This window comes from Streptomyces sp. NPDC052910, assembly GCF_055585605.1.
Genome location: NZ_JBVJJR010000001.1, coordinates 597968 through 619050 on the forward strand (window position 1 = coordinate 597968; position 21083 = coordinate 619050).

The following is a 21083-nucleotide window of genomic DNA, read 5'->3' on the forward strand; positions in this document are numbered from 1 at the left end:
TGTCACGCCCCGGAGCCCGGGGCCCGTCCAGGGTAAGCGGACCGGGCCCGGCGCTCAGCAGACCTCTTCCAGATCCCGCCACTCGCGGGTGTCGGGGCTGTCCGCGACCCAACCGTCCAGCAGCCCGCGGACCAGCCCGGCGGGGGCCGCGATGCCGCACTCGCGCTCGGGAACCCACAGCAGACCGGAGCCGGCCGTGCGGTGGCCGAGCGGGCCGGGGTGGCCGGGCTCGCTGTGGTCGTGCGGGTCCAGGTGCTCGCCGTCGCCCTCGTCGCTGGGCATCCGGCTCTCCGAGCAGGTGCGGCAGAGCAGCCGCACCGAGGACGACCAGTCCTCGGCGGCGAACCCGGCGTCGGCCGCCAGCCGCTCCAGCGCGTCCCGGTCCGCCTCGGTGGCGGCCTCCAGCAGGACGACCCAGGTCGGCACCGGTGAGGGCGCCCACAGCTCGATCTCGTCGAACACGGGGTACGAGGGCCCGGCGGCGGTCACCCGCTCGCCGTGCGGGACGCCGTCGTGCAGTACGACCTCGCCCCAGCGGCGGCCGGAGGACGGCAGCGGGATGGACAGCACCTCCATGCGGGCCGGGTCGAGCCGGCGGCCCCAGACCACCTCGGCCTCGCCCTCGGGCGAGAGCCGGACGGCCGCGCTGCCCAGCTCCATCCCGAGCGGCTCGCCGGCCGGGCCGCCCTCGCCGGGCACCCGCAGTCCGTACGCCTGCCAGGCGCGGCGGGCCAGCGGCCAGTCCTGGAGGGCGGTGGCGGCGATGCCCACGTTCCACCAGTCCGGGGCGCCCGCGTCCCGGTCCAGCAGCGCCACCGCGCGCAGCCCGGCGGCGCGGGCCTGCTCCCAGTCGTGCCGGAACTTGTGCAGCAGGGCCAGGTTGAACCAGGACTCGGACAGCCACGGCTCCATGTCCGCGGCGCGCGTCAGGAGCGCGCCGGCGTCCTCGTACCGGCCGTCGCCGATGAGCGTGAAGGCACGGTCGGTGGCCTGCCGCCACGAGGCGGAAGGCCGGTGCCGTACCCTGCCGAAGATCCTCACGATGTCCGCCTGCTGGTGTGTCGACGTTCCGCGTGCAACCACGCCGGATGGCCCAGGTGGCCGGCGCCGTCCTCCCCGACGGCCGCCCGCCACGCCTTGCTGACGGTCCGGCCCGCGGGCCGGGCCGCCGTGCCGGGGAGCCGCGCCCACCACGACGCATACGCCGCGACAGCGCTCATCACACCCCCCGATCCCGCTTTCCCGTCAGTATTTCTCGATTTCTCGGTCGTTGCGTTCTCCGCGTGCGCCGCGTCCTTCTCTTCGCATCCAACCATGCCCCGTCGGACGCCCGCTCATTACCCGTGGGTTAGTCGTGCTACTCGGGACGCGGCGGGCGTCTCACGGGTCCGGGTGCACCGGCGTGCCGCGCGCGAGCACCCGCGCGAGCGCCTCCACCACCCGGGGCTCGTGGTCGTGCGCGGTGGCCAGGCGCAGCCGCTCCAGGGCGCGCGCGGACGTTCCGTGCCCGCCGGGTGCGGGGCCTGTGGTGTCGGCGGGGGTGGTGAGCTCGTCGTAGGCGTTGGCGGTCCGGACGACGCGGGCGGCGAGCGGCTGCTCGCGGTAGGGGTCCGCCTGGCGCTCCACGGCGGCGGCGACCGCGGGCGCGACCGCGGCGTCCAGCGGGGCCAGTCGCGCCACGCTCCCGCCCAGCCGGGCCAGCCGGCGCCGCTCCTCGGCGGGCAGCGGTTCGGTCGCCCCGGCCGGGACCGGGTCGACGAGTGAGAGCTGGCCCACGTCGTGCATCAGCGCCGCGTACTCGACGACGGCGAGGTCGCGCTCCGCCATACCGAGCTCGCGGCCGACGGCACGGCTGAGAGCGGCTACGCGCCGTGCGTGACCGGCGGGGGTGCATCCCGCGAGGTCGGTCGCGCGGGCGAGCGAGGCGACGGCGGGCGGACAGCACGCACGCGCCTCCCCCCGGCCGCCGGCGAGCCACACGGCGAGCAGCGGCAGGCAGCAGACGGGCAGGATCCACAGGCCGGCGACGGCGGGGGCCAGGGCGGCCACCACCGCGGTGGCGCAGACGGCCGGGGCGGTGGTGGAGAGGGCGCGCAGCTCGGCGCGGAGGGCCGCCGGGTAGCGGCAGCCGGTCCCGGCCCGGGCGAGGGCCGCCGCGAGGACGGCGTCGGCGACGACGATCAGGGCGAGGAGCAGCAGCAGGGCCAGGGCGTACGCCGGACCCCGCCAGGCCCCGGGGCCGGCCGGCCCGGCGGCGGGCAGCGCGGCGGCGGGCACGGCGAGGCGGCCGCAGCCGGTGAGGGCCGTGGCGGCGAGGCGGCGGACCAGCCGGTCCCGGCGGTCCCTGGCGTCCGCACGACCGGCGGTACCGGCGAGGGTGGCGCCCAGCACCACGGCGACCGCCTGTGCGGCGCCACCGTCCGCGAGCAGGGCGTACGCCAGGGAGCCCGCGGCGCCGACCGGCGCGCCGCCGCGCGGGCCGTACGGCCCCGGCCGCCGCCCGGCGGCCTCGCCCAGGGCGATGAGCAGCCCGTACGCGCAGGCGGTCCGTGGCTGCTGGACGCCGTGCAGGGCGGTCAGGGCCAGCGCGAACAGGGCACCGCCGCCGGCCAGCAGGTGGACGGCGCGCACCAGCCGGACGCCGGGCGCGGCGGTCACCGGCGGGTCCCCGGAGGCGGCACGGGGGCGGGGCCGGGCTGCGGGCCGCGCCGGGCGGGCGGACGATCGCGGTCCGGGACGAGCCGGGACCGGCCGGGGGCCGCGTCGTACGGGTACGCGTCCGGGGGTTCCGCCGGCGGGTGCGGGCCGGGCGGGCGGTCCGGGCCGGAGACACGCACGTCGGGGCCGTGTCCGTCCGCGCGCCCGGCGGCGGGGCCGGCCGAGGGGGACCGGCCGGGAGGGCGGTCGCCGGCCGGGGCGGACGGGGGCCGGTCGGAGGCGCGCTCGTGGGGGCGTTCGTCCCGGGGCGCTTGCCGGAGGGGCGCCCCTCGATGATCAGGAGGGACGTTTCCGCAATCGGGAACCACGGTTTCGTCCAGGGCGGCGACCACCGGCAGGCCGCCCCGCTCCAGGGCCCGCGCGAGCGCCTCCACCATGCGCGGATCGAACTGGCTGCCGGCGCAGCGGCGGAGCTCGGCGAGTGCGGTGGGGACCGGCCGGGCGCGGCTGTAGGTGCGGGTGGAGGTCATGGCGTCGAAGGCGTCGGCGACGGCCACGATCCGCGCCGCCTCGGGGATCCGGCAGCCCGCCAGCCCGTGCGGGTAGCCGCTGCCGTCCAGCCGCTCGTGGTGGTGGAGGATCGCCTCCCGGGCCTCGTCGGGGATCGCCACCCCGCGCACCAGCTCGTCTCCGTACTCGGGATGCAGCCGGACGACGCGCCGCTCCTCCCCGGTGAGTGGGCCGTCCTTGCGCAGCACCCGGGTGGGGACGCCGAGCTTGCCCAGGTCGTGCAGGGTGCCGGCGATCCGGAGCGCTTCCAACCGGTCGTCGGCGACGCCGAGTTCGCGGCCGATCCGCACGGAGAGCAGACCGACCCGCTCGCCGTGGCCCCGCGTGTAGCGGTCCTTGAGGTCGACGGCCTCGACCAGTGCCCGGACGGTGGCGCCGCGGTCGGCGCGCTCCCGCCGGACGCCGGCCGGGAGCCGGGCGGGCACGGTGTGCGGCAGCAGCACCAGCAGGGCGGCCACCGGCCCGTACACGCTGCGCCACAGCTCGGCCGCGAGCAGCGCGGCGGGTCCGTGGAGCAGCGCGAAGCCCAGCGCGGGCCCCAGGAGGGCGGGCCGCCGGGCTGCGGGGAGGCTCCCGTCGAAGGCGCCGGGGGCCGCGCTCGCCGACGCGAGGACGAGGGCGGCGGCCAGTACGGCGGGCAGTGCGCCCAGGAGCCCGGGCGGCAGGGCGGCGCGGGCGGCACCGAAGAGCAGGGCGGCGGCCGCCGCGGCGGCCACGAGGAGCGCGGCACCGCCCAATCGGCGCCAGGCGTCCGGGCGTTGACGGCGTGGGCGCCGGGTTTGGAGGAGGAGGCCGCCCGGGACGGCGGCCAGGGCCGCGGCGGCCGGAGGCAGCAATACGACGGCCAGCAGGAGGGCCGGGGGCACCGGCGAGCGGCGCGGCCGGAGGCCGCCGAGCGCGCCGACGGCCGCCAGCAGGACGGTCGTCCCCCAGGGGACGGCGGCGGGGTCCCGTACGGCCGGCAGGACGCTCAGGACCGCCGCGCCCACGGCACCGGAGATCCAGGCGCGCGCCGTCGCCGGGACTGCCTCCATGACATGTCCTCCCCATCCGGACTCGCTGTCGGGATGGGGAGAATAGGCTCACGCGCGGCGCTCCCGGCCGGATCGGCCGGAACCGCCGTCCGTTCGGGTGACGTTCGCCGGGCGGCCGTTTTGATGCGGGTTCCGGGCCCGTTCGCGCAGGCCCGCCGCCGGTCCGGAGCCCGGCGTTCAGTCCTGGGGGACGCTCCGGGCGTCCGCCTCGGCCGCGCGGGCCTCGGCCACCACGTCCTGCTCCGGGACGGACTGGCCGGCGCGGATGAGCTCGATCCGGCCCATCACCTTGGACCGCAGGTCGGCGGGGACGTCGTCGTGCCCACAGCAGCGCTTGACCAGCTTCTTGACCGCCTGCTCCAGCCCGTACTTCTCCAGGCAGGGGGAGCACTCGTCGATGTGCACCTCGAACTTGGCGCAGTCGCCGTCCGGCATCTCCCGGTCGAGGTACTCGTAGAGGTGGTCGAGGACTTCGGAGCAGTCCGTCTCGTGCGGGTCTCCGCAGCTCATGAGTCCGAGCCCTTCCCATTGTGCGACGCGTCGGAACCGTGCGGCGCGGCGGCCCCGGCCGGGACCAGGCCACGCTCGCGGGCGTAGTCCTCCAGCAGACCGCGCAACTGCCGTCGGCCCCGGTGGAGGCGGGACATCACCGTGCCGATGGGGGTACCCATGATGTCCGCGATCTCCTTGTAGGCAAACCCTTCGACGTCCGCGAGGTAGACCGCTATGCGGAATTCCTCGGGAATGGCCTGAAGGGCCTCCTTGACGTCGGAGTCCGGCAGGTGGTCGAGCGCCTGCGACTCGGCGGACCGCAGCCCCTGGGACATGTGCGACTCGGCACGTGCCAACTGCCAGTCCTCGATCTCCTCGGACGCGCTGCGCAGCGGCTCACGCTGCTTCTTGCGGTACGAGTTGATGAAGGTGTTGGTCAGGATGCGGTACAGCCACGCCTTGAGGTTCGTGCCGTCACGGAACTGGTGGAAGGACGCGTACGCCTTCGCGTACGTCTCCTGGACCAGGTCCTCGGCGTCCGCCGGATTGCGGGTCATCCGCAGGGCGGCCGAGTACATCTGGTCGAGGAACGTCAGCGCGTCGCGCTCGAAACGGGCGTTGCGCTCCGCCGCGCTCTCCGCGGCCTGGGCAGGGGGGTGCTCCTCGCCGTGCGTCCCCGCGTCGGTACCCACGACCGGACCCACCTCCTCCGAAAACCTGGTCGAGCCCTGGGCGGACCCGCTCGATTCGGAGAATAGACGACGATCCACGGAGCCCGCCGCTCCGGCCGCGGCGGCCAGGCCGCCCATGACGACCGGCCGGCCCCGGTCTGCGGTGCCGGGGCGGGACAGGCATGCGATCGAACCCATGGGGCGGGTCTCCCAATCCTTTGTCATGTGCCGGTGCGTATCTACGTGTGCTCAACATCGGCACGGCCCGTCCCATTCCCGGCCGCGACGGGCCCCCCGCCGTCGGCCGCGCCCGCCTCAGCCGGCCCGCCGCCCGCCCGCCGGACCGGCCGGCCCCGCCAGCCAGCCGGCCACGGCGTCGGTGATCACCGCCAGTGCGTCCTCCTGGGTGACGCCCCCGGACTTCGCCGCGCTCCTCGGCACCGCGAACCCGTGGTCCCCGCCGGGCACGACGGCCGGTTCGACACCCGACGGGAACTCCTCGGGGCGGCCGAACGGGTCGCGGGCGCCCTGGACGACCAGGACCGGCACCCCGGCGTCGAGCAGCTCTCCGGCCCGGGACCTCTCCGGGCGGCCCGGCGGGTGGAGCGGGAAGCTCAGGGCGAGCACCGCCACCGCGCCGAGCTCCGCCGCCGTCCGGCAGGCGACGCGCGCCCCGGCGCTCCGGCCGCCCGCGACGACCGGCAGCCCGGGCGTGGCGAGCGCGGGCCACAGGGCGCGCCACGCCTCGTCCAGGGTCCGGGGCGCGGGCGCCACCTTCTTCCCGGCCACCCGCCAGGGCTGCTCCACGAGGGCCACGGTGACCCCGTGCCCGGGCAGGGCGGCGGCCACGGCCCGCAGGTCGCGCGCCTCGACGCCGCCGCCGGCGCCGTGGCCCAGGGCGAGCACCAGGCGGGGGGCCGCCGCGCGATGCCAGTGGACGCGGGCCTCGCCCGCGGGGGTCTCCACGCTTTCCGTGGTCACGTCGTTCGACGTGGGCTTCTCGGTCGCCACCCGGCCATCCTGCCGAACCACCGGGCCGGGCCCGCCGGGGAGCGGGTCGGCACACGGCCCGGGCCGGCGTGTCGGCGCCGGGCGCGCGTCAGAACAGGGTCGACTCCTCCGGCGCCGCCAGCTCCGTCAGCAGTTCCGGTCCGTTGTTGCGGACGTCGCTGACCGCCGTCGTCACCGGGTAGGCGCGCACGACCCCGGCGGCGGGCGGCGCGAGCAGCGGGCGCAGCTCCTCCGGGTCCGTGCGCGTGGGATCGAGCCAGGCGTCCCACCGGTCGGGCGGCAGGAGCAGCGGCATCCGGGGGTGGATGTCCGCCAGGGAGCGCGGGCCGTCCTCGGTGCCGCCGCCGGCGAACGGCCGGTCGTCCGCCTCGGTGGTTATCACCGAGCAGGTCGCCCACCACGCCTCCGGGTGGTCGTCCGGCAGCGTGCGGTCGCGCCAGAACTCGTAGACCCCGGCCATCGCCATGACCGGCCCGTCGGTGGGCGTCACGAAGTAGGGCTGCTTGCGGGGGCGCTTGCGGCGGCCCTGTACCTCCAGTTCGCGCTCCTGCGCGCCGGTGACCCACTCGTAGTAGCCGTCGGCGGGGATCAGACAGCGCCGTTCCGCGAAGGGCCGCCGGAAGGACGGCTTCTCGTGCACCGTCTCCGCCCGGGCGTTGATCAGGCGGGCGGCGCCCTCGGGCGACTTGGCCCAGGACGGGACCAGACCCCACGTGAGGGCGCGCAGTTGCCGGACCGGGCGCCGGTCGGGCGCGCCCTTGAGCGGGCGTTCCAGGACGGCGTACACCTTCTTCGTCGGCGCCACGTTCCAGTCCGGGGCCAGGGTCTCCTCCGGCTCCCACACCTCCACGTCGAAGAGCCCGGCCAGGTCCTCCGGCCCCCGGCTCGCCGCGTACCGCCCGCACATGTCCGACCGCCCCTCGGTTCCCTCGCGCATCTGGTACCCACCATGCTGCCGCACGGGTCGGACACTCCGGCCCCGCCCCCGTGCCGAGGAACCGACGCGCGGCGCGGGCCGTCCCTCAGCACGGACCTCGAACGCGCAAGGAGCGGCCCCGCCTATGGACAGCACCACCGCCACCGACCTGTGGGACCGGCTGGCCGGCAGTCAGCCCGGGCCCTCGGTCTGGACCGTCGTCGGCACCGGGCTGGTCGCCCTGGCCGCGATCGTCCCGCCCCGGGTCTGGCGGGTGACACGCAACGCGATCACCATCGCCCACGAGGGCGGCCACGGCCTGGTGGCCCTGCTCAGCGGCCGGACCCTGGACGGCATCAGGCTGCACTCGGACACCTCGGGCCTCACGGTCTCGCGCGGCCGGCCGACCGGCTTCGGCATGGTCCTGACCGCGGCGGCCGGTTACCCCGCGCCCTCGCTGCTCGGCCTGGCCGGCGCCTGGGCGCTGTCCACCGGGCACGTCACGGCCCTGCTCTGGGTGGCGGCGGCGCTGCTGGCCGCGATGCTGGTGATGATCCGCAACGCCTACGGCGCCCTGACGGTGGTCCTCACCGGCGCGCTCTTCGTCCTCGTCTCCTGGCTGGCCGGCCCGGAGGTGCGGGCGGCGTTCGCCTACGGGGTGGTGTGGTTCCTGCTGCTGGGGGGCGTGCGGCCGTCGTTCGAGCTCCAGCGCAAGCGCCGGTTCGGGGCGGCGGCCGACTCCGACGCCGACCAGCTCGGCCGGCTGACCGGGGTGACGCCGGTGCTGTGGCTGCTCTTCTTCCACGTGGTCGCCCTGGCCGCCCTGCTCGCCGGCGGCAACTGGCTGCTCCGGGGGTGAACCGGCGGGCGCGCCGGGCGCCGGGCGACGGGGTCCACGCGGGCGAAGGGCCCGGTCACCGCCCCCGGCGAGGCCGTAAGGTTAGGGCATGACGCAGAGCCCCGCGCCCACCGACCTCTGGCCCGCTCCGACCGCGACCGGGGCCGTCGACGCGACCGTCACCGTGCCCGGCTCCAAGTCGGTCACCAACCGCGGCCTCGTCCTCGCCGCCCTCGCCGCCGAGCCCGGCTGGCTGCGCCGCCCGCTGCGCTCCCGCGACACCCTGCTGATGGCGGAGGCGCTGCGCGCCATGGGCGTGGGCATCGAGGAGACCGTCTCGTCCGCCACCGAGGGCGACCACGACGGCTCGGGCGAGGCGTGGCGGGTCATCCCGGCCGGGCTGCACGGCCCGGCGACGGTCGACGTGGGCAACGCGGGCACGGTCATGCGCTTCCTGCCGCCGGTGGCGGCGCTCTCCGACGGCCCGGTCCGCTTCGACGGCGACCCGCGCAGCTACGAGCGCCCGCTGCACGGCGTGATCGACGCGCTGCGTGCGCTGGGCGCCCGGATCGACGACAACGACCGCGGCGCGCTGCCGCTGACCGTGCACGGCGCCGGGGCGCTGGAGGGCGGTCCGGTGGAGATCGACGCCTCGTCGTCCTCCCAGTTCGTGAGCGCGCTGCTGCTCTCGGGGCCGCGCTTCAACCAGGGCGTGGAGGTACGGCACGTCGGTTCGGCGCTGCCCTCGCTGCCGCACATCCGGATGACGGTCGAGATGCTGCGCGCCGCCGGCGCCCAGGTGGACACCCCCGAGTCCGGCGGCGAGCCGAACGTCTGGCGGGTCTCCCCCAGCGCCCTGCTGGGCCGCGACCTGGTGGTCGAGCCCGACCTGTCGAACGCGGCGCCGTTCCTGGCGGCGGCCCTGGTCACCGGCGGCCGGGTCACCATCCCGGACTGGCCCGAGCGCACCACGCAGCCGGGTGACGCGCTGCGCGACATCTTCACCGCCATGGGCGGCTCCTGCGAGCTGACCGACGCGGGCCTGACGTTCACCGGCACCGGCCGGATCACCGGCATCGACGCGGACCTGCACGAGGTCGGCGAGCTCACCCCGGTGATCGCCGCCGTCGCCGCGCTCGCCGACTCCGAGTCCGAGCTGCGCGGCATCGCCCACCTGCGGCTGCACGAGACGGACCGGCTGGCCGCGCTGGCCAAGGAGATCAACGAGCTCGGCGGCGACGTCACCGAGACCGCCGACGGCCTGCGCATCCGTCCGCGCCCGCTGCACGGCGGCGTCTTCCACACCTACGAGGACCACCGGCTGGCCACCGCCGCGGCGGTGCTCGGCCTCACCGTTCCGGGCGTCGAGGTGGAGAACGTGGCGACCACCGCCAAGACCCTCCCCGACTTCCCGGAGCTCTGGCACGGCATGCTCGGGTCCGTCGCGGGGGCGACGACGGCGCCGAGAGCCTGAGGGGTCCGGAACACCATGCGCCGCTACGGCAAGCACACCGACGAGGACGACGTCCGCGTCCGCCCCAACCGCAAGGGCAACCGGCCGCGGACCAGCATCCGCCCCAAGCACGAGGACGCCGCCGAGGGCTTCGTCGTCACCATCGACCGGGGCCGGCTGACGGTCCTCGTCGAGGACCGCGTGATCACGGCGATGAAGGCCCGGGAGCTGGGCCGCAAGGGCGTCGTCGTCGGCGACCGGGTCGCGGTCGTCGGCGACCTCAGCGGGCAGAAGGACACCCTCGCCCGGATCGTCCGGGTCGAGGAGCGCCGTTCGGTGCTGCGCAGGACCGCCGACGACACCGACCCGTTCGAGCGGGTCGTGGTCGCCAATGCCGACCAACTGGCCATCGTTACCGCCCTGGCCGACCCCGAGCCGCGCCCCCGGCTGATCGACCGCTGTCTGGTCGCCGCCTACGACGCGGGTCTCGAACCGCTGCTCGTCCTGACGAAGTCGGACCTCGCCCCGGCCGAGAAGCTGATGGAGTCCTACGGCGCGCTCGGCATGCCGTACGTGGTCACCAACCGCGAGGAACTGGCCGTCGGCGAGGCCGCCGAGCGGGTGCGGGAACGGCTCAACGGCCGGGTCACCGCGTTCGTCGGACACTCCGGCGTCGGCAAGACGACGCTCGTCAACGCCCTCGTCCCGGACCGGCAGCGGGCCACCGGCCACGTCAACGCGGTCACCGGCCGCGGCCGGCACACCACCACGTCGGCGCTGGCCCTGCCGCTGCCCGGGGGTTCCGGCTGGGTGATCGACACCCCGGGCGTCCGGTCGTTCGGGCTGAACCACATCGACCCCTCCCGTGTCATCAACGCCTTCCCTGACCTGGAGCCGGGCACCGAGGGCTGCCCCCGCGCGTGCAGCCACGACGAACAGGACTGCGCGCTGGACCAATGGGTCGCGGACGGGCACGCCGACCCCCAGCGGCTGTACTCGCTGCGCCGGCTTCTGGCCACCCGGGAGCGGCGCGAAGGCGACTGATCGCCTACGTTTGCGCATGACCGCCCATGGCAAGTGCATCAGCACCGGGACGGACGAGGCGGTCGACGACACGGGAGGCGAACTGATGGCGTGGCTGCTGGTCGTGGTCGCAGGACTTCTGGAAACCGGCTTCGCCGTCTGTCTCAAACTCTCGCACGGCTTCACCCGGCTGTGGCCGACGATCGCCTTCGCCTGCTTCGCGCTCGGCAGCTTCGGCCTGCTGACGCTCTCCCTCCGGAAGCTGGACGTCGGCCCGGCGTACGCCGTGTGGACGGGCATCGGTGCGGCCGGGACGGCGATCTACGGCATGGTCTTCCTGGACGACCTGGTCTCCACGCTGAAGCTGGTCTCGATCGCCTTCGTGATCATCGGGGTGATCGGGCTCCAGTTGTCGGGTTCCGCGCACTGAGCGCGTGGATCACCGCCGTCCGCCGTCGAGCAGCGTCCTGACGACGCCGGCCACCCGCTCGGCCGCCTCCGTGTCGGAGCCGGCCGGGGCGACGACGTACGACAGGGTCATCCGGACGGCGGTCTCGCAGGCCCGGCGCAGCGACTCCGGATCCGGCGGGCGGGCGGTGGCCCCGGACACCCCGGCCGCGCTGTCGGCGATGCGCTCCACCAGGCCGGCGGGGGTGGGGGCGCCACGGGCCGTCGCGGGCGACGGCGGGGTGCGCGGTGACGGTACGGCGGGAGCCGCCTGGGCGGGCAGCCGCTCGCCGCGGCAGCCGGTGAGCGCCGCGCGCACCAGGGGGTTGGCCCGCGCCGTGCGCAGGGTCCAGACGGCCGCCGCCGCACAGCAGTCGCCGGCGTCGGCGTTCTCCCGCCCGGCGGCGTCGGCCAGCGACCGTTCCACACCGGCCAGGAAGGTCTCCGCCTCCCGCCGGACCAGGGCTCGCGCCAGGCCGTCCTTGCTGCCGAACTCGTTGTACAGCGTCTGCCGGGACACCCCGGCGGCGGCCGCCACGTCGACCATCCGGACCCCGTGCCAGGGACGGGTTCCGAGCGCCGTGTAGGCCGCGTCCAGCAGGAGCTCTCGTGCCGCGGGCATCGTCGCCTCCCGGGCCTTGCGGCCGCACGACGGTTGTGGCCACAGAATTGACGCACCGCCAGACGGTGTCAAGAGCCCGGGCGGGCCGCACGTGCGCGGGCGGGGGCCGCGGGTAGTGTTCTTGTTATGTCCGACTACCACGATGATCTGCGCTTGGCCCATGTCCTGGCGGACGCCGCCGACGCGACGACCATGGAACGGTTCAAGGCCCTCGACCTCAAGGTCGAGACCAAACCGGACATGACCCCGGTGAGCGAGGCCGACAAGGCCGCCGAGGAGCTGATCCGTGGTCATCTCCAGCGGGCCCGTCCCCGCGACGCCGTGCTCGGCGAGGAGTTCGGCGGCGAGGGTCACGGCCCGCGCCGCTGGGTCGTCGACCCGATCGACGGCACGAAGAACTACGTGCGCGGCGTGCCCGTCTGGGCGACGCTGATCTCCCTGATGGTGCAGACGGAGCACGAGGGCGCCGTCGACTACCAGCCGGTCGTCGGGGTGGTGTCGGCCCCGGCGCTGGGCCGGCGGTGGTGGGCGGCCAAGGGGTCGGGCGCGTACACCGGGCGCAGCCTGACGTCGGCGAGCCGGCTGACGGTCTCCAAGGTGGAGCGCATGGCGGACGCCTCGTTCGCGTACTCCTCGCTGTCGGGCTGGGAGGAACGCGGGCTGCTGCCGCGCTTCCTCGACCTGACGCGGGACTGCTGGCGGACGCGGGGCTACGGCGATTTCTGGCCGTACATGATGGTCGCCGAGGGATCGGTGGACATCTGCGCCGAGCCGGAGCTGTCGCTGTGGGACATGGCGGCGAACGTCGTCATCGTGGAGGAGGCCGGCGGCCGGTTCACCGGCCTGGACGGACGCCGGGGCCCGCACAGCGGGAACGCCGCGGCGTCGAACGGGCTGCTCCACGACGAACTGCTGGGCTACCTGCGCACCTGAACGACGCTAGGGGCGGCGGCAGGAACGTCTCCGCCCGTTCGGCCGCCCGAAACCCCAAAGACGACGCAAAAGACCGGCAAAGCGCGCCTCCGCGCTCCTCTTCCCCGCCGAGGCGTCGCGTGTCACGCTGTGGACCAGCTTGTGAATGTGTGAAAACGTCCGCAGGAGGTGGCCCGCCCATGCTCGTCCGCGATGCCATGAGCACGATCGTCCTCACCATCGGCCCCGCCCACACCCTCCGGCAGGCCGCCCGGCTGATGTCCGCGCGGCGGGTCGGCGCCGCCGTCGTCCTCGATCCCGAGACCAGCGGGCTGGGGATCCTCACCGAGCGGGACATCCTCAACGCGCTCGGCACCGGTTGCGACCCGGACCGGGAGGCCGCCCACCGCCACACCACCTCGGACGTGGTCTTCGCGGCGCCGGAGTGGACGCTGGAGGAGGCCGCCGCCGCGATGGCGCGCGGCGAGTTCCGGCATCTGATCGTGCTGGACGGCCAGGAGACCGTCGGTGTGGTCTCGGTGCGGGACCTCATCCGCTGCTGGGTGGCGCGCGGGGTGCCGCGACGGGACGGGGCCGCGCTGACGGCGTGAGGCGGGACGCTCCCCCGCGTCCGCCGGCCCGCGGGCAGCCGGAGAGGCCGGAGCCCCATGGCGTCCGGCCTCTCCGGTTTCTTACGGCAAGCGCCTCAGCCGCGCAGGGCCTGGACCGCGGTCTCCAGCCGCTTGCCGTAGTCGGGGTCCGCCTGGCGGAAGTTGTTGATCGCCCGCTCCGCGATGTCGTCGCGCGACACCTTGGCGATGAAGCCCGCGAGGTTGGCGATCAGGCGCTCCTTCTCCTCCTCCGTCATCAGCCGGTAGAGGTTGCCCGCCTGGACGAAGTCGTTGTCCTCGGCGTGCGTGGGAGTCGCGATGTTTCCGGTCAGCCCGGTGACGGGGACCGGCTGCCACAGCGGCCGGCCGGTCTCGGCGGGGCCGCCGAAGCTGTTCGGCTCGTAGTTCTTCGCCCGGCCGTGGCGGCCGTCGTAGGCGTAGCCGTCCCGGCCGTAGGTGCGGGCCGCGGTGGCGTGCGGACGGTTCACCGGGAGCTGGTCGGCGTTGATGCCGACGCGGTAGCGGTGGGCGTCGGCGTAGGCGAACAGCCGGCCCTGCAGCATCTTGTCGGGGGACGGACCGATGCCGGGCACGAAGTGCGACGGCGAGAAGGCCGACTGCTCGACCTCGGCGAAGACGTTGTCGGGGTTGCGGTTGAGCTCCAGCTTGCCGATCTCGTGCAGCGGGTAGTCCGCGTGCGGCCAGACCTTGGTCAGGTCGAACGGGTTGAAGCGGTAGGTCGCCGCCTCGTCCGCCGGCATGATCTGGACGGACACCGTCCAGCTCGGGAAGTCGCCGCGTTCGATGGCCTCGCGCAGGTCGCGCTGGTGGGAGTCGGGGTCCTCACCGGCGAGCCGGTTGGCCTCCTCCTGCGTGAGGTTCTTGATCCCCTGGTCGGTCTTGAAGTGGTACTTGACCCAGAAGACCTCGCCGGCCTCGTTGTTCCACTGGAAGGTGTGCGAGCCGAAGCCGTCCATGTGGCGGTACGAGGCGGGGATGCCGCGGTCGCCGAACAGCCAGGTCACCTGGTGGGTGGCCTCCGGCGACAGACCCCAGAAGTCCCAGACGTTGTCCGCCTCCTGCGAGCCGGTGTACGGGTCGCGCTTCTGGGTGTGGATGAAGTCGGGGAACTTGATGGCGTCCCGGATGAAGAAGACGGGCGTGTTGTTGCCGACGAGGTCGTAGTTGCCCTCTTCGGTGTAGAACTTCAGCGCGAAACCGCGCGGGTCGCGCACCGCGTCCGCCGACCCGAGGTTGCCGGCCACGGTGGAGAAGCGAAGGAACGTTTCCGTCTGCTTGCCGACCTCGGACAGGAACTTCGCCCGGGTCCACCGGGTGACGTCCGCCGTCACGGTGAACGTGCCGTAGGCGCCGGCGCCGCGGGCGTGCACCACGCGCTCCGGGATCCGCTCACGGTTGAAGTGCGCCAGCTTCTCCACCAGCAACTGGTCCTGCACCAGGACGGGGCCGCCGATGCCCGCGGTCTCGCTGTTCTGGTTGTCCGCGACCGGAGCTCCGGACTCCGTGGTCAGCGGGCCCGTCGTGGTCATGGCCTCGTCCTGAACCGACACGTATGCCTCCGTCTTCTCGGTCCTGCCCGCTCGGCCGGTCCTCTTCGGCTCCGCGGCGAGACCGATCCTTACATTGGACTTTGTCTAAGTCAAGATGGAGGTGACATAAAAACCGGATCCAGTGGTAGACGCCTGCCGCTGCTAGGCTGGTCCTATCTGACTGATGGGTGAATGGCATGAGTGACCTGCTGGAACGGCTCCGGGGACGTGGCTGGCGGCTGACCGCGCAGCGGCGCGTCGTCGCCGAGGTGCTCGACGGGGACCATGTGCACTACACCGCCGACGAAGTGCACGCGAAGGCGACCGAACTGCTCCCGGAGATCTCCCGGGCGACGGTCTACAACACGCTCGGCGAACTGGTCTCCCTCGGCGAGATCATCGAGGTGAGCACCGACGGCCGGGCGAAACGCTACGACCCGAACGCCCACCACGCGCACCAGCACCTGGTGTGCTCCCACTGCGGCACCATCCGCGACGTGCACCCCTCCGGGGACCTGCTCGCCGGACTGCCGGCGGAGGAGCGCTTCGGGTTCCGGGTGTCCGCGGTCGAGGTGACCTACCGGGGGCTGTGCCCGAACTGCTCGGGAGCGTGACGGACGGCGGACGCCGGGGGGGCGTTCGTCGAAGCGGAGCCTGACCTACGGCGGGCACCCCGACCGACAGCGGGCACGCACAGCACGAAGGCCCGGATCCTTGGAGGATCCGGGCCTTCGTTCAGAGTAGCGGGGACAGGATTTGAACCTGCGACCTCTGGGTTATGAGCCCAGCGAGCTACCGAGCTGCTCCACCCCGCGTCGTTGAACCAACTGTAACCCGGTCAAGGCGTTCCATGCAAACGGGTGATCCCGGCCGCCGGCTCCCCCCGGCGCGCGGCCCGGCCCGGCACGGCCGCGGTCACGCCGACAGCTCCTGCTGGAGGGCGTCGCGCAGCCGCGCCGCCCGCTCGGCGACCTCGGCCGGGCCGTACTCGACCGCCTGCGCACACCAGAGCTGCGCCTCCGGCAGATCGCCGTGCCGGGCGGCCAGCAGGGCCAGCCGGAGGGCCGCGCGGCCGTGCCCGGCCTCGGCGGCCCGAGTCCACCACAGCGCCGCCTCCGGCTCGCTGCCCTCGCGGGCCAGCAGCAGCCCGAGGTTGAACGCGCCGTTCCGGCTGCCCGCCTCCGCCGCCTCCCGGTACCAGCGGGCGGCCCGCACGACGTCGCCGCGGGCCGCCACGAGCATGCCGAGCCGCACCTGGGCCCGCCGGTGGCCCTGGCGGGCGGCGCGGTCGTACCACTCCTCACACTCGGCCGCGGCGCCCTCACCCCGGTCCTCCCGGTCCAGCAGGCTCGCGAGCCGGAACGCGGCCTCGGCGCTGCCGCCGCGGGCCGCGACGCGCAGATGGCGCTCGGCCTCCTCGGCGCCCTCCTGCGTGCCGTCCCGCAGCATGGCCATGGCCACCTGGAGGGCGGCCTCGGTGTGTCCGGCCGCGGCGGCGCACTCGTACCAGCGCAGCGCCTCGCGCTCGTCGTGTCTCCCGGCGTAGAGGATTCCCAGGTTGAACGCCGCGTCGACGCTGCCGGCCTCGGCCGCCTTGGAGAACCACGGCTCGGCGCCCGCCGGGTCGCCGGCCTGGAGCAGCAGGACGGCCAGGGCGTTGGCCGCCTCCCGGTGGCCCGCGTAGGCGGCGCGCCGGTACCACTGCTCGGCCTGGGCGGTGCGGCCCTGCTCGGCGCAGAGCAGGGCGAGGTTGTACGCGCCGTTGACGTCGCCCGCGTCCAGGGCGGCGCGGTACCAGCGCTCGGCCTGCTGCGCCTCGCCGCGGTCGGCGTGCAGGGCGCCCAGGGCGTTGGCCGCGTTGCCGTCGCCGTCCTGGGCGGCCCTGCGCCACCAGACGGCGGCGCTGTCGCTGTCGCCCGCGTCGCGCAGCAGGAAGCCGAGGGCACAGGCGGCGCGGGACTCGCCGTCCTTGGCGGAGGTCAGGTACCAGCGGGCGGCCTCCTGGATCTCGCCGCGCGCCTCCAGCAGGGTGCCCAGGTGCAGGGCGGCGCGGCGGTGGCCGCGGGCGGCGGCCTGGCGGTACCACTGCTCGGCCTCGGCGGCGGGGCCGCGCTCCTTGCCGACCGCCGCGGCGGCCCGCAGGTCGCGTACGGAGGTGTCGCCGCCGCCGACGGGGGTGCGCCGGCCGCCGGCCGCCGGAGTCGGGGAGGGAAGGGCGCCCGGGCGGTCGGCGGCGGAGCCGGGGGCGCGGCCGTCGAGGATGCGGGCCAGGCGGTACGCGGCCTCGCGGTGACCCCGTTCGGCGGCGGACCGGAACCAGCGCTCCGCGCCCACGTCGCTGCGGTGCTCCAGGAGGTCGGCGAGGGCGTAGGCGCCGAGGGCGTGCCCGGACTCGGCGGACTGCCGCAGCCAGTACTCGGCGGCGGGCTCGTCGCCGCGCTCGCGGTGGTAGCGGCCGAGGGCGTGCGCGGCGGCGGCGGAGCCGGCGACGGCGGCCACCCGCCACCAGCCGGCGGCCTCGTCGGGGTAGCCGCGCTGGTGCAGCAGGACGCCCAGGTTGTTGGCGGCGGAGCGGTCGCCCTCGGCGGTGGCGGCGCGCAGACAGCGCTCGGCGGCGTCCAGGTCGCCGCGGCGCAGGAGCAGGGCGCCGAGGGTGCTCAGGGCGGCGGGGTCACCGGACTCGGCGCGGCGACGGGCGGTTTCGAGCTCCAGGTCGGCGCCGTCCGCGGAGGCGCCCGCGGGGGCGGTGACGGATGTCTGGGACGGGACCTGCCCGCCTTGTCCGTCCGGGTCACTTCCCCGGTCGGTCCCCTGCTCACTCCCCCGGACGGGAGCCCCTACCAGCCGACGTGTCTCCACCAGCCTCGCCTTGTCCCCCATACGTCCCATCGTCGCACTCCCGCAACCTGTGTACACCTGGAATGCCGCAGCCAGTGAGGTCACTTCAGCGTTTTGTCGACTTCCCGACTTCCCGACACAGCGATGTCCCAAACTCTAATCAAAAGCCCCGCACATAACCCGCACAGAGCAGCGTGGCGCCCGATGCGAACGGTGGTCCCTCGCCCGCCGGCCCCGGAGCGCCGCCCGCACTCCGCCCAGAACGCACGACAAGGCCCGGAGTCCGAGACTCCGGGCCTTGTCTTCCAGTAGCGGGGACAGGATTTGAACCTGCGACCTCTGGGTTATGAGCCCAGCGAGCTACCGAGCTGCTCCACCCCGCGCTGTTGTGGAACAACCGTACCACGGCGCGGGGCGGGGCACCGGCTAGCCGTCGGTCCGCTTCTCTCCGTCCTGCTTGCCCTCGCCCTGCCCGCCTTGGTCCTGCTTGCCTTCGTCCTGCTTGCCGGCGGGCTTGCCGTCCGCCTTCTTCTCGGCTTCCTCCTCGGCCTTGGCCAGCCGGTCGAGGGCCTCCTTCAGGCTCTTCTGGGCCTTGCCGTAGGCCTCCAAGTCCTTCTGCTCCAGCGCCTTCTGGCCGGTGGCGTACGCGTCCTGCGCGTCCTTGATCGCCTGCTTGACCGTGGGGTTGGCGGAGGGCGGCCGGGTGGTGTCCGGCGGCTGCTTGCCGGGCTCGGCCTGCTGTTTGCCGAAGACCTCGTCCAGGGCCTCGCCGAGGGTGTCCCGGAAGGCGATCTTCTCGCCGTAGTTGACGAGCACCTTCCGCAACAGCGGGTAATTCGCCCGCGCGCCGCGTACGTACACGGGTTCCACGTACAGGAAACCGCCGTCCAGCGGCACCGTCAGCAGATTCCCGTACTCGACCTCGGAATCACCGCCCTTGAGAAGCCTGATCAGGCTGGCGACGTCCGAATTGCTGTTGAAATTGGACTGCGCCTGTTCCGGACCCCAGACCGCGCCCTTGGGTTCGAGGATCCTGATCCGGCCGTAGCCGTCGCTCTTCGCGTCCGCGTCGACCGCCATGAACGCGCCCAGGTTGGGCCGGTTCTTGGGGGTGAACGTCGTCGTCAGCGAGAACGTCCGGTCCTTCTGGTCCGGCATCCGCATGCTCAGGTAGTACGGCGGGACCGCGTTGCCCTTGTTGGTCGGGTCGTCCGGCACCTGCCAGCGCTGGCTGCCCGTGTAGAACGCCGCCGGGTCGGTGACGTGGTAGCGGGCCAGCAGCTCGCGCTGCACCTTGAACAGGTCCTGCGGGTAGCGCAGATGTGCCTTCAGGTCCGCGCTGATCTCGCCCTTCGCCTTGACGGTCCCCGGGAACGCCTTCATCCAGGTCTTGAGCACCGGGTCCTCGGTGTCCCACTGGTAGAGCCTGACCGTGCCGTCGTAGGCGTCGACGGTCGCCTTCACCGAGTTGCGGATGTAGTTGACCTGGTTCTGCTGGGCGACCACGGCGCGTTGACCCGTCGTCAACGAGTCGGCGGTGGTGTCACCCAGCGTGGTGCGGGAGGCGTACGGATAGCCGTTGGTCGTCGTGTAGGCGTCCACGATCCACTGGATGCGGTGGTCCACCACGGCGGGGTAGGCGTCGCCGTCGATGGTCAGCCAGGGTGCCACCGCCTCGACGCGCTCCTTGGGCGTCCGGTTGTACAGGATCTTGGAACCCTTGCCGATGGCACCCGAGTAGAGGATCTTCGGCTCGCCGAACGCCACGGCGTAGGCCGCGCGGTTGACCGGGTTGGACAGCGCGACACCGCCCTTGCCGTCGTAACCGAAGCTCTCCTTGCCCTCGTCACCGGGCTTGTCGATCTCCTTCTGCGGTCCGCCCACGATGGAGTACTGGGTGGTCTTCTCCCCGTAGTACACCCGCGGCTGGTAGGCGCCCAGGGTGGCGTCCGACTGGAAGTCCGGACCGCCGCCCTTGGGCACGGAGGTGCCCTTGGCCGTCACGGCGCCGTAGCCGTGGGTGTACTTGAAGTGGTCGTTGATCCAGTTCCGCTCGGGGATGCCCTTGATGTTGAGCTCGCGCAAGCCGATGACGGTGTCCTGCTCCTTGCCCCCCACCGTGTAGCGGTCGACGTCCAGGGTGGACGGGAACTGGTAGTAACCGCGGTCCTGGCGCTCCTGCTGGAAGGCCGGGGAGACGATGTTCGGGTCGAGCAGCCGCAGGCTGGCGGTCGAGTTCGCCATCTCGCGCAGCTTGTTCTTGTCCTTGCCGCCGGCGTCGCTCTTGCCCGGGTACCTGTCGTCGACCTTGGTGTCGTCGATCCCGTACGCCGCCCGCGTGGCCTTGATGTTCTTGGCGATGTACGGCGCTTCCTTGGTCTGCTCGTTCGGCGAGACCTGGAACTTCTGCACGATCGCCGGGTAGAGCCCGCCGATCAGTATCGCGGAGAGCACCATCAGGCCGAAGCCGATGACCGGCAGTTGCCAGGTGCGCCGCCAGAGCGTCGCGAAGAACAGCACCGCGCAGATCAGCGCGATGATGAAGAGGATCGTCTTGGCCGGCAGATAGGCGTTGGCGTCCACGTAGCGCAGACCCGTCCAGCCGTCCGTCGACCGCAGGCCGCTCGACTTCACCGCCAGCCCGTACCGGTCCAGCCAGTACGCCACGGCCTTGAGCGCGACGAACAGGCCCAGCAGGACGGACAGGTGCCCGGTGGCCGCCGCGGTGGCCCGGTGGCCCGGGCTGGTGAGCCGCAGACCGCCGTAGAGGTAGTGCACCAGGGCCGCCGCGATCAGCGACAGGACGGCCGCCGCGAAGCCGAAGCTCAGCAGGAAGCGGTACCAGGGCAGGTCGAAGGTGTAGAAGGAGATGTCCTTGTGGAACTGCGGGTCCTTCTGGTGGAAGGAGACGCCGTTGATCCACTGGAGCCAGGTGCGCCACTGCCCGGCCGCGGACGCGCCCGCCACCAGGCCGACCAGCGCGGTCACCGCCAGCAGCACCCACCTCTTGTAGGGCGCGATGCTCATCCGGTAGCGGTCGAGGCTCTGCTGCTCGGCCGACATGGCGCTCAGCGGCGGCCGGAGCCGGTGCGCCAGCCAGATGTTGAATCCCACCGCCACCGCCATCAGCAGACCGAAGACGGCGAACAGGCCGATCTTGGTGCCGAGGGTGGTGGTGAAGACGGACGAATAATGCACCGAGCGGTACCAGAGCCAGTCCGTCCAGAACCCCGCGAACATGACGAAGAGCATGGCCAGCGCAGCCAGCACACCCAGGGTCATCAGCAGGGTCCGGACGCGCCGGGACGGTCGGCCGACTCTGATCCGTGGCCCTGTCGGGCCTCCGCCGCGGTCCGGCATCTGGAAAGCCAAGGTGCGCACCTCGAAGTTCGCTGTAAGGGAGCTGTCGATCAGGCCCTGGCGATAGTAGGACCCAG

The 21083-nt window shown here is 73.8% G+C and carries 18 protein-coding genes and 2 tRNA genes; 7 read left to right on the top strand and 13 right to left on the bottom strand.

Annotated elements, in window-relative coordinates; translation table 11 throughout:
- Positions 1-54 precede the first annotated feature (54 nt).
- From ACZ6X9_RS02550 to ACZ6X9_RS02580, 7 genes are all read right to left on the bottom strand, one after another.
- Positions 55-1041: a tetratricopeptide repeat protein gene (locus ACZ6X9_RS02550; RefSeq protein WP_436779978.1), complete on the bottom strand. Its 987-nt coding sequence runs from the start codon at positions 1039-1041 to the stop codon at positions 55-57.
- Positions 1042-1380: 339 nt separating this feature from the next.
- Entirely contained in the window at positions 1381-2658 is a 1278-nt protein-coding gene (locus tag ACZ6X9_RS02555; protein ID WP_469776069.1) for an HD-GYP domain-containing protein, read from the bottom strand.
- A complete protein-coding gene (locus tag ACZ6X9_RS02560) occupies positions 2655-4262 on the bottom strand; it encodes an HD-GYP domain-containing protein (RefSeq protein ID WP_469776070.1) in 1608 nt (535 codons plus the stop codon). Before ACZ6X9_RS02560 ends, ACZ6X9_RS02555 begins: the two co-directional genes overlap by 4 nt.
- Before the next feature lie 177 nt (positions 4263-4439).
- Entirely contained in the window at positions 4440-4772 is a 333-nt protein-coding gene (gene rsrA / locus ACZ6X9_RS02565; RefSeq protein WP_433023053.1) for a mycothiol system anti-sigma-R factor, read from the bottom strand.
- Positions 4769-5458, bottom strand: a complete 690-nt coding sequence (locus tag ACZ6X9_RS02570; protein ID WP_193581852.1) for a sigma-70 family RNA polymerase sigma factor — start codon at positions 5456-5458, stop codon at positions 4769-4771. Before ACZ6X9_RS02570 ends, rsrA begins: the two co-directional genes overlap by 4 nt.
- A gap of 282 nt (positions 5459-5740) precedes the next feature.
- On the bottom strand, positions 5741-6436 hold the full coding sequence (locus ACZ6X9_RS02575; RefSeq protein ID WP_469776071.1) for an alpha/beta hydrolase family protein: 696 nt from the start codon (positions 6434-6436) through the stop codon (positions 5741-5743).
- An 88-nt stretch (positions 6437-6524) separates the two neighbouring features.
- Positions 6525-7343 carry an SOS response-associated peptidase gene (locus ACZ6X9_RS02580; RefSeq protein WP_469776625.1) on the bottom strand — a complete coding sequence of 273 codons (819 nt, stop codon included), beginning with the start codon at positions 7341-7343 and terminating at the stop codon, positions 6525-6527.
- A gap of 154 nt (positions 7344-7497) precedes the next feature.
- On the opposite strand from ACZ6X9_RS02580, the gene ACZ6X9_RS02585 reads away from it, so the two are divergent.
- The 4 genes from ACZ6X9_RS02585 (at position 7498) to ACZ6X9_RS02600 (ending at position 11096) form a co-directional block, all read left to right on the top strand.
- Positions 7498-8211 carry a M50 family metallopeptidase gene (locus tag ACZ6X9_RS02585; protein ID WP_469776072.1) on the top strand — a complete coding sequence of 238 codons (714 nt, stop codon included), beginning with the start codon at positions 7498-7500 and terminating at the stop codon, positions 8209-8211.
- Between the two features lie 88 nt (positions 8212-8299).
- The gene (gene aroA, locus ACZ6X9_RS02590; RefSeq protein WP_469776073.1) at positions 8300-9664 is read left to right on the top strand and encodes a 3-phosphoshikimate 1-carboxyvinyltransferase; all 1365 of its coding nucleotides are present in this window, start codon (positions 8300-8302) and stop codon (positions 9662-9664) included.
- 15 nt (positions 9665-9679) lie between these two features.
- Positions 9680-10687, top strand: coding sequence for a ribosome small subunit-dependent GTPase A (rsgA, locus tag ACZ6X9_RS02595; RefSeq protein WP_469776074.1), 1008 nt, complete (start codon positions 9680-9682; stop codon positions 10685-10687).
- Between the two features lie 85 nt (positions 10688-10772).
- Positions 10773-11096 carry a DMT family transporter gene (locus tag ACZ6X9_RS02600; RefSeq protein ID WP_004937508.1) on the top strand — a complete coding sequence of 108 codons (324 nt, stop codon included), beginning with the start codon at positions 10773-10775 and terminating at the stop codon, positions 11094-11096.
- 9 nt (positions 11097-11105) lie between these two features.
- Here the strand turns inward: ACZ6X9_RS02600 and ACZ6X9_RS02605 are convergent, their stop codons facing one another.
- Positions 11106-11735 carry a TetR/AcrR family transcriptional regulator gene (locus ACZ6X9_RS02605; protein ID WP_469776075.1) on the bottom strand — a complete coding sequence of 210 codons (630 nt, stop codon included), beginning with the start codon at positions 11733-11735 and terminating at the stop codon, positions 11106-11108.
- A 126-nt stretch (positions 11736-11861) separates the two neighbouring features.
- Between ACZ6X9_RS02605 and hisN the strand changes: the two genes are divergently transcribed.
- Positions 11862-12668: a histidinol-phosphatase gene (gene hisN / locus ACZ6X9_RS02610; RefSeq protein ID WP_469776076.1), complete on the top strand. Its 807-nt coding sequence runs from the start codon at positions 11862-11864 to the stop codon at positions 12666-12668.
- Between the two features lie 179 nt (positions 12669-12847).
- On the top strand, positions 12848-13258 hold the full coding sequence (locus ACZ6X9_RS02615; protein WP_469776077.1) for a CBS domain-containing protein: 411 nt from the start codon (positions 12848-12850) through the stop codon (positions 13256-13258).
- A gap of 95 nt (positions 13259-13353) precedes the next feature.
- Here the strand turns inward: ACZ6X9_RS02615 and ACZ6X9_RS02620 are convergent, their stop codons facing one another.
- Entirely contained in the window at positions 13354-14808 is a 1455-nt protein-coding gene (locus tag ACZ6X9_RS02620; RefSeq protein WP_469776626.1) for a catalase, read from the bottom strand.
- A gap of 197 nt (positions 14809-15005) precedes the next feature.
- Between ACZ6X9_RS02620 and ACZ6X9_RS02625 the strand changes: the two genes are divergently transcribed.
- Positions 15006-15422 (top strand): Fur family transcriptional regulator, encoded by a 417-nt coding sequence (locus ACZ6X9_RS02625; RefSeq protein ID WP_469776078.1) that lies wholly within the window; start codon positions 15006-15008, stop codon positions 15420-15422.
- Positions 15423-15549: 127 nt separating this feature from the next.
- Here ACZ6X9_RS02625 and ACZ6X9_RS02630 read toward each other — a convergent pair.
- From ACZ6X9_RS02630 to ACZ6X9_RS02645, 4 genes are all read right to left on the bottom strand, one after another.
- Positions 15550-15623: transfer RNA gene (locus ACZ6X9_RS02630), tRNA-Met, on the bottom strand.
- 100 nt (positions 15624-15723) lie between these two features.
- Positions 15724-17697 carry a tetratricopeptide repeat protein gene (locus ACZ6X9_RS02635; RefSeq protein WP_469776079.1) on the bottom strand — a complete coding sequence of 658 codons (1974 nt, stop codon included), beginning with the start codon at positions 17695-17697 and terminating at the stop codon, positions 15724-15726.
- Positions 17698-17955: 258 nt separating this feature from the next.
- Positions 17956-18029: transfer RNA gene (locus tag ACZ6X9_RS02640), tRNA-Met, on the bottom strand.
- 43 nt (positions 18030-18072) lie between these two features.
- Positions 18073-21006: a UPF0182 family membrane protein gene (locus ACZ6X9_RS02645; protein ID WP_469776627.1), complete on the bottom strand. Its 2934-nt coding sequence runs from the start codon at positions 21004-21006 to the stop codon at positions 18073-18075.
- Positions 21007-21083: the final 77 nt, after the last annotated feature.

Bases quoted from the DNA above. Each gene is read 5' to 3' on its own strand.
- ACZ6X9_RS02580 (WP_469776625.1), bottom strand. From the start codon at position 7,343: ATGTGCGGGCGGTACGCGGCGAGCCGGGGGCCGGAGGACCTGGCCGGG.
- hisN (WP_469776076.1), top strand. From the start codon at position 11,862: ATGTCCGACTACCACGATGATCTGCGCTTGGCCCATGTCCTGGCGGAC.
- rsgA (WP_469776074.1), top strand. From the start codon at position 9,680: ATGCGCCGCTACGGCAAGCACACCGACGAGGACGACGTCCGCGTCCGC.
- ACZ6X9_RS02625 (WP_469776078.1), top strand. From the start codon at position 15,006: ATGAGTGACCTGCTGGAACGGCTCCGGGGACGTGGCTGGCGGCTGACC.
- ACZ6X9_RS02645 (WP_469776627.1), bottom strand. From the start codon at position 21,006: ATGCCGGACCGCGGCGGAGGCCCGACAGGGCCACGGATCAGAGTCGGC.
- ACZ6X9_RS02635 (WP_469776079.1), bottom strand. From the start codon at position 17,697: ATGGGACGTATGGGGGACAAGGCGAGGCTGGTGGAGACACGTCGGCTG.
- ACZ6X9_RS02560 (WP_469776070.1), bottom strand. From the start codon at position 4,262: ATGGAGGCAGTCCCGGCGACGGCGCGCGCCTGGATCTCCGGTGCCGTG.
- ACZ6X9_RS02620 (WP_469776626.1), bottom strand. From the start codon at position 14,808: ATGACCACGACGGGCCCGCTGACCACGGAGTCCGGAGCTCCGGTCGCG.
- ACZ6X9_RS02615 (WP_469776077.1), top strand. From the start codon at position 12,848: ATGCTCGTCCGCGATGCCATGAGCACGATCGTCCTCACCATCGGCCCC.
- ACZ6X9_RS02585 (WP_469776072.1), top strand. From the start codon at position 7,498: ATGGACAGCACCACCGCCACCGACCTGTGGGACCGGCTGGCCGGCAGT.
- ACZ6X9_RS02605 (WP_469776075.1), bottom strand. From the start codon at position 11,735: ATGCCCGCGGCACGAGAGCTCCTGCTGGACGCGGCCTACACGGCGCTC.
- aroA (WP_469776073.1), top strand. From the start codon at position 8,300: ATGACGCAGAGCCCCGCGCCCACCGACCTCTGGCCCGCTCCGACCGCG.
- ACZ6X9_RS02600 (WP_004937508.1), top strand. From the start codon at position 10,773: ATGGCGTGGCTGCTGGTCGTGGTCGCAGGACTTCTGGAAACCGGCTTC.
- rsrA (WP_433023053.1), bottom strand. From the start codon at position 4,772: ATGAGCTGCGGAGACCCGCACGAGACGGACTGCTCCGAAGTCCTCGAC.